Annotated in this window: 10 protein-coding genes; 6 read left to right on the top strand and 4 right to left on the bottom strand. The window is 72.0% G+C overall.

Annotated elements, in window-relative coordinates:
• Positions 1-315: 315 nt before the first annotated feature.
• Positions 316-618 (bottom strand): GIY-YIG nuclease family protein, encoded by a 303-nt coding sequence (locus tag MJ604_RS23605; RefSeq protein ID WP_243061254.1) that lies wholly within the window; start codon positions 616-618, stop codon positions 316-318.
• Between the two features lie 178 nt (positions 619-796).
• Here MJ604_RS23605 and dxs point away from each other — a divergent pair, with 178 nt between their 5' ends.
• The 3 genes from dxs to MJ604_RS23590 are packed head-to-tail and all read left to right on the top strand — an operon-like array spanning position 797 to position 5,419.
• Positions 797-2,701: a 1-deoxy-D-xylulose-5-phosphate synthase gene (gene dxs, locus MJ604_RS23600; protein WP_243061252.1), complete on the top strand. Its 1,905-nt coding sequence runs from the start codon at positions 797-799 to the stop codon at positions 2,699-2,701.
• Complete coding sequence (locus MJ604_RS23595) at positions 2,682-3,875, top strand: hypothetical protein (RefSeq protein WP_243061250.1); 1,194 nt, start codon at positions 2,682-2,684, stop codon at positions 3,873-3,875. Before dxs ends, MJ604_RS23595 begins: the two co-directional genes overlap by 20 nt.
• 50 nt (positions 3,876-3,925) lie before the next feature.
• Positions 3,926-5,419, top strand: coding sequence for an amino acid permease (locus tag MJ604_RS23590; protein WP_243061255.1), 1,494 nt, complete (start codon positions 3,926-3,928; stop codon positions 5,417-5,419).
• Positions 5,420-5,426: 7 nt separating this feature from the next.
• Here MJ604_RS23590 and MJ604_RS23585 read toward each other — a convergent pair whose 3' ends face one another.
• Positions 5,427-6,047: a hypothetical protein gene (locus MJ604_RS23585; RefSeq protein WP_243061249.1), complete on the bottom strand. Its 621-nt coding sequence runs from the start codon at positions 6,045-6,047 to the stop codon at positions 5,427-5,429.
• A 167-nt stretch (positions 6,048-6,214) separates the two neighbouring features.
• Positions 6,215-6,838 carry a hypothetical protein gene (locus MJ604_RS23580; RefSeq protein WP_243061247.1) on the bottom strand — a complete coding sequence of 208 codons (624 nt, stop codon included), beginning with the start codon at positions 6,836-6,838 and terminating at the stop codon, positions 6,215-6,217.
• A 167-nt stretch (positions 6,839-7,005) separates the two neighbouring features.
• Between MJ604_RS23580 and MJ604_RS24390 the strand changes: the two genes are divergently transcribed.
• Together MJ604_RS24390 and MJ604_RS23570 are read left to right on the top strand one after the other, a co-directional pair.
• On the top strand, positions 7,006-9,042 hold the full coding sequence (locus tag MJ604_RS24390) for a sensor histidine kinase (RefSeq protein WP_243061245.1): 2,037 nt from the start codon (positions 7,006-7,008) through the stop codon (positions 9,040-9,042).
• Positions 9,042-9,692, top strand: a complete 651-nt coding sequence (locus MJ604_RS23570; RefSeq protein WP_243061242.1) for a response regulator transcription factor — start codon at positions 9,042-9,044, stop codon at positions 9,690-9,692. The genes MJ604_RS24390 and MJ604_RS23570 overlap by 1 nt, the downstream gene beginning before the upstream one ends.
• Here the strand turns inward: MJ604_RS23570 and MJ604_RS23565 are convergent.
• Positions 9,689-10,048, bottom strand: a complete 360-nt coding sequence (locus MJ604_RS23565; protein ID WP_243061241.1) for a hypothetical protein — start codon at positions 10,046-10,048, stop codon at positions 9,689-9,691. The two genes, MJ604_RS23570 and MJ604_RS23565, sit on opposite strands and share 4 nt — an antisense overlap.
• Before the next feature lie 93 nt (positions 10,049-10,141).
• Here MJ604_RS23565 and MJ604_RS23560 point away from each other — a divergent pair, with 93 nt between their 5' ends.
• Positions 10,142-11,050 (top strand): homocysteine S-methyltransferase family protein, encoded by a 909-nt coding sequence (locus tag MJ604_RS23560; protein WP_243061238.1) that lies wholly within the window; start codon positions 10,142-10,144, stop codon positions 11,048-11,050.
• The last annotated feature ends 64 nt before the right edge of the window (positions 11,051-11,114 follow it).

Here is an 11,114-nt window from a genome sequence, read left to right as displayed (position 1 = left end):
GTCGGGGTCGGTGGTGGGGTGCGGGGGTCTCGACGACGCTCGCTGGCGCTCGCTGCTCGACCACCGGGCCGGGGCTCGCTGCTCGACCACCGTTGGTCGAGCTTGTCGAGACGCCGTTGGTCGGGGTCGGTGGTGGGGTGCGGGGGTCTCGACGACGCTCGCTGGCGCTCGCTGCTCGACCAGCGTTGGTCGAGCTTGTCGAGACCCCGTTGGTCGGGGTCGGTGGTGGGGTGCGGGGGTCTCGACGACGCTCGCTGGCGCTCGCTGCTCGACCACCGGGCCGGGCTCGCTGCTCGACCTCCGGGAGGGATCCCGTCAGCCGTCGACCGGCGGTCGGCTGCGACCGCGAGCCAGGGCAGGGAGATCGAGGAGGCGGCCCTCGATCAACGCTTGGCGTTTCGCGCGTCCCCAGCCCTGGATCTGCTTCTCGAAGGCGAAGGCGTCCTCGACGCGGTCGTACTGCGCCGCCCAGACGAGCTTGACCGGTCGGCGGCGACGGATCCGGGTGTAGGTCGCACCCAGGCCGAGGTTGTGCTCGCTGATCCGGCGTTCCAGGTCGTAGGTGCTACCCACGTAGTAGCTGCCGTCGGCGCACTCGATGATGTAGGTCCAGGCCATGCCTCATCGCTGCCCGGGCGCGTGAGCATGCGCACATCGGGCAGCCGCTCCTGTGGAGAGCCACCGCAGGCGGTCGGGTGCGGGGGTCTCGACGACGCTCGCTGGCGCTCGCTGCTCGACCACCGTCAGGTCCCGGGGGTACCGCTGTTCCGCGCCTCGCCCCGTAGACTCGCGGGTCATGGGCATCCTCGACTCGATCACGTCCCCGCGGGACCTGCGCGACCTCAATGACGCCCAGCTCGACGCGCTGGGGAGCGAGATCCGGGACTTCCTGATCACGACCTGCGCGCGCACCGGCGGGCACATCGGGCCGAACCTCGGCGTGGTGGAGCTGACCATGGCGATCCATCGGGTCTTCGACTCCCCGCGCGACCGCGTCGTCTTCGACACCGGCCACCAGGCGTACGTCCACAAGCTGCTGACCGGCCGCAAGGCGGGCTTCGAGAAGCTCCGCCAGGAGGGCGGCGTCAGCGGCTACCCGAGCCAGTCGGAGTCCGACCACGACATCGTCGAGAACTCCCACGCCTCGACCGCGCTGAGCTACGCCGACGGCCTGGCGAAGGCGTACACGATCCGCGGCGAGGACCGGCACGTCGTCGCGGTGATCGGCGACGGCGCGCTCACCGGCGGCATGGCCTGGGAGGCCCTCAACAACATCGCGGTCGCCGACCGCAGCAGGCTGGTCATCGTCGTCAACGACAACGGCCGCTCCTACACGCCGACCGTCGGCGGACTGGCGACCTCGCTCACCCGGCTGCGCACCAACCCGCGCTACGAGAACGTGCTCGACATGGTCAAGCGCCGCCTGACCGCGGTCCCGGGCGTCGGGCCGGCGGCGTACGACGCCCTGCATGCCATGAAGAAGGGCGTGAAGGACGCGATCGCCCCGCAGGGCCTCTTCGAGGACCTCGGCCTGAAGTACGTCGGCCCCGTCGACGGCCACGACCGCGCGGCCGTCGAGCAGATGCTGGTGCAGGCGAAGAAGTTCAACGGCCCGGTGATCGTGCACGCCCTGACCCGCAAGGGCTACGGCTACGACCCGGCCGAGCGGCACGAGGCCGACCAGTTCCACGGCCCGGGCCCGTTCGACGTGCAGACCGGCGCCGAGAAGCCCAAGGGCCGGATCTGGACCGACTACTTCTCCGACGCGATCGTCGAGATCGGCCACCGCCGGCCCGACGTCGTCGCGATCACCGCTGCGATGATGCACCCGGTCGGGCTCGACGCCTTCGAGGCGCGGTTCCCGGACCGCACGTTCGACGTCGGCATCGCCGAGCAGCACGCGACCACGTCGGCCGCCGGCCTCGCGCTCGGCGGGCTGCACCCGGTCTTCGCGGTCTACGGCACGTTCCTCAACCGGGCCTTCGACCAGGTGCTGATGGACGTCGCCCTGCACAAGCTCGGCGTGACGTTCGTGCTCGACCGCTCCGGCGTGACGGGCGACGACGGCGCCAGCCACAACGGCATGTGGGACATGTCGATCCTCCAGGTCGTCCCGGGCCTGCGGCTGGCGGCACCGCGGGACGCGACGCGGCTGCGCGAGCTGGTCAACGAGGCCGTCGAGGTCGACGACGCCCCGACCGTCGTGCGCTTCCCGAAGGGCCCGCCGCCCGAGGACATCGACGCGGTCGGCAAGGCCGGCGGCGCGGACGTGCTGGTCCGCAACGGCACCAAGGACGTCCTGATCGTCGCGGTCGGCTCGATGGCCGAGGTCGGCGTCGGCGTGGCCGAGCGGCTCGTCGCGCAGGGCATCGGCGTCACCGTCGTCGACCCGCGCTGGGTCAAGCCCGTCGACCCCGCGATCATCGAGCTCGCCCGCGAGCACCGGCTCGTGGTCAGCATCGAGGACAACGGCGAGACCGGCGGCTGCGGCGCCGTACTCCTGCAGACGCTCAACGCCGCCGGCGTGCACACGCCGTTCCGCCTGCACGGCATCCCGCAGGAGTTCCTCGACCACGCCAAGCGGGCCGCGATCCTCGAGCGGATCGGGCTCACGCCGCAGGCGCTCGCGCTCGGCATCGTGGAGGACATGACCGCACTGACGGACGGTCGTTCTCCTGTTGATGCCGAGCACACGCCCTAGCCTCCGAGCGCTGGTCGCCCTCAGCCTGCTGACGGCGGCCCTCGCCGGCTGCTCCGGCGACGAGCCGGAAGCCACCCCGCCTGCGCCACCACCGGACGCCGCGAAGGCGATCACCCGCAGCCTCGACGCGCGCGTGGAGGCGGTCCGCGACGCCGACGCGGACGCGTTCGCCAAGGTCGTCGGCGGCGGTGGGCGCTTCCGCGACGCCCAGCAGACCTGGTTCACGAACCTCACCCAGCTGCCGATCGAGCGGCTGCGGTACCGGATCGACCCGGCCAGCCTGGTCCGCGACGGCGACGCGTACGCCGTCACCGCCGACCTCACCCTCCAGCTCGAGGGGTACGACGCCGCGCCGGTCACGACCCCGGCGCGGCTGCGGTTCCGCCCCGATCCGCGCCACCCCGCGCGCTTCCTGCTCACCGACGTCGAGCAGTCCGACCCGCAGCCGTGGGACCTCGGCCCGGTGCAGGTCCGCGAGGGCGCCGGCGTGCTCGGTGTCTTCGACGCAGGCAGCGTCGACGAGGCCCCGGACCTGCTCGACTCGGTCGAGTCGGGGATCGCGAGCGTCGCCGCCGAGGTGCCGTACGACTGGAGCGGTTCGGTCGTCGTCTACGCGCTGAGCGACCCGGAGTTCCTGCTCGGCCTCGAGGACGTGCCCGGCGACCAGCCCGGCGATCTCGACGCGGTCGCGTTCCCCGTGGGGGAGAGCACCCGCGTCGCGCTCAACCCGCGGATGCTCGACCAGACCGGCCGCGAGCGCGACCGGCTGGTCCGCCACGAGCTCACCCACGTCGCGGTCGGAGCCCACGACGACACCGCGCCGGTCTGGCTGTCCGAGGGGCTCGCGGAGTACGTCGCCGTCCGCCCGCTGGCCCCGGAGGACCGGCGCATCCCCGAGGTCGCGCTGCAGGCGGCCGAGACCGGCGACGGGGACCTGCCCGACGACGACTCGTTCAACGACGAGGACTCCGAGGCGCACTACGGGCTGGCCTGGTGGGCCGTCGAGTACATCGCCGACGCGTACGGCCCCAGCGCCCCGTGGCAGCTGCTCGACGCGATGGCCGAGCCCGACGCCGACCCCGACCGGGTGCTGCGCGCCCAGCTCGGGCTCACGACCGACGAGCTCGCCGGGCAGGCCGACCGGATGATCCTGGCGCTGTACGACCGTTCGTAGGTGACGGTGGTTTCCGGCGGCCAACCCGTGGAGACTGTCTGAGCATGAGCATGAGCCTGTTCCGGACGAAGTCGATCGAGCAGTCCCTCGCAGACACCGACGAGCCGGAGTACCAGCTCAAGAAACGCCTCGGCGCCCTCGACCTGACGGTCTTCGGCATCGGCGTGGTCATCGGAGCCGGCATCTTCACCCTCACCGGGCGGGTGGCGAAGGACTACGCCGGGCCGGGAGTGGTGTTCTCGTTCATCCTCGCCGCGATCTGCTGCGCACTCGCGGCGCTCTGCTACGCCGAGTTCGCGTCGACGGTCCCGGTCGCAGGATCGGCGTACACGTTCTCCTACGCGACGCTCGGTGAGCTGATCGCGTGGATCATCGGCTGGGACCTGATCCTCGAGTTGATGCTCGGCGCGTCCGTCGTGGCGCAGGGCTGGAGCGCGTACTTCGTGATCTTCCTCGACGAGATCGGCATGACGTGGCCGGCCTCCATCGGGCCGACCGACTCGTTCCAGTGGGACCACGTGAACGTGCCGGCTCTGCTGCTGGTCGCCGGGCTGACCACCCTGGTCGCGCTGGGCATCAAGGAGTCGATGCGGGTCAACCTGGTGCTGGTCGCGGTGAAGCTCTTCATCGTCCTGTTCGTGATCATCGCCGGCCTGTTCTACGTCTCGGGCGCGAACTACGACCCGTTCGTCCCGCCGGCCGCCGACCCGGTGTCGGCCAGCGGCATCCACCAGCCGCTGATCCAGTGGGCGTTCGGCATCGAGTCCCAGACGTTCGGCGTCCTCGGCATCATGTCCGCGGCCGCGGTCGTGTTCTTCGCCTACATCGGCTTCGACGTGGTGGCCACCACCGCGGAGGAGGCCCGCAACCCGCAGCGCGACCTGCCGATCGGCATCCTCGGCTCGCTGGCGATCTGCACCGTGCTGTACGTCGCGGTCGCGCTGGTGATCACCGGCATGGTGCCGTACGACCAGATCGACCCCGCCGCGGCGCTCGCGACCGCGTTCCGCGACGTCGGCCAGAGCGGCTTCGCCACGTTGATCGCGGCCGGCGCGGTCGCCGGCCTCACCACGGTCGTGATGACACTGCTCATCGGGGCGATCCGGGTGCTGTTCGCGATGAGCCGCGACGGGCTGATCCCGCACGCCTTCGGCCGCACCAACGCCAAGACCGGCACGCCGGTGCGGATCACGATCACCATCGGCGTGATCGTGGCCGTGGTGGCGTCGTACACGCCGATCGGCAAGCTGGAGGAGATGGTCAACATCGGCACGCTCACCGCGTTCGCCCTGGTGTCGATCGCCATCCCGGTGCTCCGCAAGAGCCGCCCGGACCTGGACCGGCCGTTCCGGGTGCCGCTCAGCCCCTGGCTGCCGATCCTGTCGGCGCTGGTCTGCCTCTACCTGATGGTGAACCTCTCCATCGAGACCTGGCTGCGGTTCCTGGTCTGGATGGCGCTCGGGTTCGTCGTGTACTTCGTCTACGGCATGCGGCACAGCCGCGTGCGGGCCGCCGAGCGCTCGACGACCCGCACGGGGGGATAGACCCGGGTCAGCGCTGCTTGCGCGCAACGATCTGGCCGAGCACGCCGTAGCCGACGCACAGGTGGACGAAGGACACGACTCCGGCCACGGTGCTGCCGAACAGGCCGTACATCGGGACCACGACGGGAGCCCAGCTCTCCGCGATCAGCGGCCAGTAGCGCGCCTTGCCGTGCCACCGGCCGGCGATGGCGATCCGGATGCCGATGAAGAACATGCCGAGCATGGACAGCGGCCAGAACGCGTCGAGCATCGCCCGGCCGGCCTGGTCCATGTCACTGACGCCGATGCCGTCGGCGACGGTGGAGCCGAGCGCCAGGAGCACGAGCGCGATCTCGACGCGGATGAAGAAGCGGGCGAGGCCGCCTTCGCCGAGCGCCCCGGTCGTGGAGAGGACGCTCAGCAGGCCGAGCAGGCCGAGCTGGAAGACGCCTCCGGTCAGCATCGACAGGACCTGCTCGGTCGTGCCCGTCCGGTCGGTCCCGAAGACGAGGGTGTCGATGCCCCAGGCGACGGCGCCGACGGTGAGCAGCATGCCGCGCGTGCGGAACGGGCGGGGCGGGGTCGGGGCGGACGCCGCCGGAGGGCGTACGTCGGAGCGGGCGGGCGTGGGGTTCTGCTCGAAGGTCATCACGTTCTCCTGACAGGGGCGGCCACCGAAGCCGTCCGATGCCTGAACCCTCCGAGCGGCCGCGGCCCGGGTGGCAGGGAGCGGCGTCCCGCGTCGTGTCCCGTGCCCATGTCCCGTGCGGGGGAGGCACAGACCCCGGGACGGTGGGCCGTCCCGGGGTCTGTGGCTCAGCGCTGCTTGCGCGCCACCAGCTGGCCGAGCACGCCGTAGCCGACGCACAGGTGGACGAACGAGACGACGCCGGCGACCGAGCTGCCGAAGATGCCGAACGTCGGGACCACGATCGGGCCCCAGGACTCGGCGATGAGGGGCCAGTAGCGGTCCTTGCCGTGCCAGCGTCCGGCGATGGCGACCCGGATGCCGATGAAGAACATGCCGAGCATCGACAGCGGCCAGAACGCGTCGAGCATCGCCCAGCCGGGCTGGTCGAGGTTGCTGACGCCGATGCCGTCGGCGACGGTCGAGCCGATCGCGAAGAACAGCAGGACCGCCTCGAAGCGGATGAAGAAGCGAGCCAGCCGCCCCTCACCGAGCGCCTGGGTGGCGAACAGGACGGTCAGCAGGCCGAGCAGGCCGAGCTGGAACGTGCCGGACGTGATCGAGGAGAGCGCCTCCTCCATCGTGCCGGACGGGTCGGTGCCGAAGATCAGGGAGTCGGTGCCCCACGCGACGGCGCCGATGCTGACCAGCATGCCGCGCTTGAAGAACGGGCGGGCCGGGGTGCGGGTGCCGGACGCGGCGGGCCGGCGTACGTCGGAGCGGGCGGGTGCGGGAGTGTGCTGGACGGACATGGTGGTTCCTTCGGGTTCGGGTGGGTGGTTCGATGCCAGAACCTTCCGGCGCCCGCCGACCCGGGCAGCAGGGAGCGGCGTCCCGTGCCCGGTCCCCGGAAACCGTCCCGGATGCGCGGGACTCCGATCCCGGGACGACGGGACGCGCGCACGTCGATACTTCTCGGGTGAACCCCGCTCGCCTGCCCGCCGTCGTCGTCTCGGCGCTCGCGCTGGCGATGCTCGCGCTCTGCGTGGTCCTCGACATCGTCAACGAGCCGGCCGACCGCACCAGGGCGATGATGGGCTGGGGCTCGATCTCCGCCAGCGTCGGCGCGATCGCGGTCGCGACCCAGGTCCCGGTGCTGTGGCGCTACCCGCGCCACCCGGTCGCCTGGGTGATCGCCGCCACCGGCCTGCTGTGGTCGTTCGACGGGCTCTGCGAGTCGTGGGCGGCGTACGGCATGGCGCAGGACCCCTACGCGCCGCTGACCGGCTTCGCCGTCTGGATCGTCGCCCAGGTGGGCGCCTTCCTGCTGGTCGGTCTTCCCCTGGTGCTGGTGCTGTACCCGACCGGTCGGCTGATGCCTGGCCGCTGGGGCGTCGTCAGCATCGTCGTGGTCGCGATGGCCTGTGCGTTGCCGGCGCTGTTGCTCTTCGCGCCGGTCTCGGCGCTGACGGCGGACGGCTTCGAGATGCCGATGGACACCGGCATGCCCGAGCTGCCGATCTCCGGCGACGTCTTCGTCCCGCTGTTGACGGCCGGGCGGCTGATCACCCTGTTGTCGCTGCCGCTGGCCGTCGTGGTCACCTTCGCCCGGCAGCGCCACGCCACCGGGCGCGAGCGGACCCAGCTGCGCTGGCTGGTCTGGGCAGCGGTGATGTGCCTGGTGATGTCCGGCATCGCGCTCTGGCTGCACAACGGCTGGGTCGTCACGGTCGCGCTGATGCTCGCGCTCGGCGTGACCGGGGCATCGATCGCGATCGGGATCCTCGACCCCGAGGTCCGCGACGTCGACGCGCTGATGGGGGGCACGATCGTGTGGGCGACCGTCGCGGGCACCGTGATCGTCCTCGACCTGCTCGTGGTCGCGGTGCTCGACCGCCTGCTGGGGGAGAGCCTCGACCAGCGCGACGCCACCCTGATCCTCCTTCTCGTCGCGGTGACGATCTACGGACCGGTGCGGGGGCGGATCACCGCGCTCGTGCACCGGCTGCTCGTGGGTCGCCGCGGGGACCGCTACTCGGTCGTGACCGAGCTGGCCGCGCGACTGGAGGAGTCCGGCGACGTCCGCGCGCAGCTGCCGGCCCTCGCGACCGCGGTCGCCACGGCCTTCAAGCTCGACTTCGTCCGGGTCGAGGTCTTCGGTCACGGCGGCGGCACCGTGTCCGCGACGTACGGCGAGCAGCCGGCCGACGTCCGCGACGTCCCGATCCGGTACGGCGACGAGGAGATCGGCCGCCTGGAGCTTCCCGCCCGCGGGGTCCGGTCGATGCTGTCCAAGCGCGACCAGGCGCTGCTGTTCGACGTGGTCCGTCAGGCCGCGATGGCGGTGCGCAGCGCCCGGCTGGCCGCCGACCTCCAGCAGTCGCGCGAGCAGCTGGTGCTGGCCCGCGAGGACGACCGGCGGCGGATCCGCCGCGACCTGCACGACGGTCTCGGGCCGGTGCTCGGCGGCGTCGCGATGCGTCTCGACGCGGCCGGGAACGCCCTCGACCGCGACCCCGAGACCACCCGCCGGCTGGTCGCCCAGTCGCGGCAGGACATCACCGACGCCCTGGCCGACGTACGCCGGCTCGTGCACGGACTGCGCCCGCCGGCCCTCGACGACCTCGGCCTGCTCGCGGCGCTCGACCAGCAGGCCGAGCGGATGAGCTCCTCGGACCTGTCGGTGACCGTGGCCGCGGAGGACGTGCCCGCCCTGCCGGCCGCGGTCGAGGTCGCGGCGTACCGGATCGCGTCGGAGGCGCTCACCAACACCGCCCGGCACGCCGCCGCCAGCACGGCCGCCGTACGCCTCGAGGGCCGCTCGCACGCGCTGCTCGTCGAGATCTCCGACGACGGCTCGGGCATCGCTCCCGACGTCGTGGCGGGGGTCGGGCTACGGTCCATCCGGGAGCGCGCCGAGGAGCTCGGCGGCCGCACCGAGATCAGCTGCCCACCCGCAGGCGGCACCCGCGTGCGGGCCTGGCTGCCGATGTCCACCGTCCTCGAGGAGAGCTGATGACCGACCCCGTCCGGGTCCTGATCGCCGACGACCACCCGGTCTTCCGCGACGGGCTCGCCTCGCTGCTCGCCACCCAGCCGGACATCGCCGTGGTGGCGACCGCCGCGGACGGTGCCGAGGCGGTCGCACTGGCGGCCGAGCACCGGCCCGACGTCGTGGTGATGGACCTGCAGATGCCGGTGCTGAACGGCATCGACGCCACCCGCCGGATCGCCGAGGAGCTGCCCGACGTACGCGTCCTGGTCTTCACGATGGGCGAGGAGGACGGCACCGTGCTGGCCGCGATGCGCGCCGGCGCCCGGGGCTACCTCGTCAAGGGCGCCAGCCAGGACGAGGTGAACCGCGCGATCTCGACCGTGCAGGCCGGCGGCCTGGTCTTCGGCGCCTCGCTCGCGCTGCGGATCGCGGACCTGCTGTCGGGCTCGGCCGCGCCCGACCGGACGGCGTTCCCCGAGCTCACCGAGCGCGAGATCGAGATCCTCGACCTGATCGCGGCCGGCAAGAACAACGCCCAGATCGCCCAGTCGCTGTTCCTCGCGCCGAAGACCGTGCGCAACAACGTCTCGAACATCCTGAGCAAGCTGCAGGCCACCGACCGCGCCGAGGTGATCATCCGGGCCCGGGACGCCGGGCTCGGCGGGGGCTAGTGATCGATCGACGCGGTGCAGGGACCGCCTGACTCCGGGGTCGCGGTGACCGTGAACGTGCTCTCGTCGTCGCTCGCCGCGACGGTCACGTCGGCGTCCAGCTCGCCCTCCTCGTCCGTGACCGTGCTGGTGTCGAGGATCGACTCACCGTCCTGGTCGATGACGACCTGCCAGGTCTCGCCCGAGGTCTGCGAGCTCAGCTCGAAGCTGATCTCGGTGTGGTCCTTGTCGGACTCCGCGCTCAGCTCGTAGGCCCGACCGTCGCAGGAGCCCTTGGTCGTCGTGTCCGACTCGCCGCAGCCGGTGGTCAGCGCGACGAGGGACAGCGCAGCGAGGGTGATGAGCGTCTTGGCCATGCTTCAGTCCAACAACGGCGCCGAGGCCGGGGGTCACCTGAATCGGGCCAAATGCATTTCCTTGCGCGGCCAGGATCTGGTCGACTGGACCGCATGACCTCGCCCGCCTTCCTGCCCGCCGCCGGCTACGTCAGCGACGGCGGTCTTGAGACCGACCTGATCTTCAACCACGGCGTCGACCTGCCGGAGTTCGCCTCGTTCCCGCTCGTCGAGGACGACGCCGGCCGCGACCTGCTGCGCCGCTACTTCGACGGGTACGCCGACGTCGCGCGCCATGCGGGCGCCGGGCTGACCCTGGAGTCGCCGACCTGGCGGGCGAACCCGGACTGGGGCGCCCGGGTCGGGTACGACGCTCCCGCGCTGGCCCGGGTGAACCGGGAGGCGATCGAGTTCCTGGGCTCGCTGCGAGCGGCGTACTCCGACCTCGCCGACGTGCGGCTGCTCGGTGCGATCGGCCCGCGAGGCGACGGCTACGTGGCGGGGGAGAAGGCCGACCCGACCGAGGCCGCGGACTACCACCGCGGGCAGGTGGAGGCGTTCGCGGCGGCGGGCGCCGACACGGTGGCGGCGTACACCCTGACCGGCCCGGAGGAGGGCATCGGCATCGTGCGCGCCGCGCGCGAGGCGGGCATCCCGGTGCTGATCGGGTTCACCGTCGAGACCGACGGCCGGCTCCCCGACGGCACCTCCCTGAGCGGTGCGATCGACCGGGTCGACGCCGAGGCGGCCCCGGACGGCTTCATCGTCAACTGCGCGCACCCGACCCACATCGCGCCCGCGCTCGACGACGGTGACTGGCTGACCCGGATCGTCCAGGTCAACCCGAACGCCTCCACGCTCAGCCACGCCGAGCTCGACGAGGCCGAGGAGCTCGACGCGGGCGACCTCGGGCTGCTCGCGTCGTCGTACGACGCGCTGCGGCCGAAGCTGCCGAGCCTCCGGGTCGTCGGCGGGTGCTGCGGAACGGACGCCCGGCACGTCGCCGGCCTCTGGAAGGTCTAGCTGTACCCGGCCATCAGGTTGGTAGCCGGCTGATCGGCGGGAGCCCGTCGAGTGCGCTGTGGCG

Origin of the sequence: Nocardioides sp. SR21 (assembly GCF_022761125.1) — a bacterium.
Classification (GTDB): Bacteria; Actinomycetota; Actinomycetes; order Propionibacteriales; family Nocardioidaceae; genus Nocardioides.
Note: the sequence above shows the minus strand (reverse complement) of the source record. Positions and strands in the feature narration are given on the sequence as shown.

Coding starts and splice junctions, on each gene's coding strand:
- MJ604_RS23605 (WP_243061254.1), bottom strand. CDS start 618: ATGGCCTGGACCTACATCATCGAGTGCGCCGACGGCAGCTACTACGTG.
- dxs (WP_243061252.1), top strand. CDS start 797: ATGGGCATCCTCGACTCGATCACGTCCCCGCGGGACCTGCGCGACCTC.
- MJ604_RS23595 (WP_243061250.1), top strand. CDS start 2,682: ATGCCGAGCACACGCCCTAGCCTCCGAGCGCTGGTCGCCCTCAGCCTG.
- MJ604_RS23590 (WP_243061255.1), top strand. CDS start 3,926: ATGAGCCTGTTCCGGACGAAGTCGATCGAGCAGTCCCTCGCAGACACC.
- MJ604_RS23585 (WP_243061249.1), bottom strand. CDS start 6,047: ATGACCTTCGAGCAGAACCCCACGCCCGCCCGCTCCGACGTACGCCCT.
- MJ604_RS23580 (WP_243061247.1), bottom strand. CDS start 6,838: ATGTCCGTCCAGCACACTCCCGCACCCGCCCGCTCCGACGTACGCCGG.
- MJ604_RS23570 (WP_243061242.1), top strand. CDS start 9,042: ATGACCGACCCCGTCCGGGTCCTGATCGCCGACGACCACCCGGTCTTC.
- MJ604_RS23565 (WP_243061241.1), bottom strand. CDS start 10,048: ATGGCCAAGACGCTCATCACCCTCGCTGCGCTGTCCCTCGTCGCGCTG.
- MJ604_RS23560 (WP_243061238.1), top strand. CDS start 10,142: ATGACCTCGCCCGCCTTCCTGCCCGCCGCCGGCTACGTCAGCGACGGC.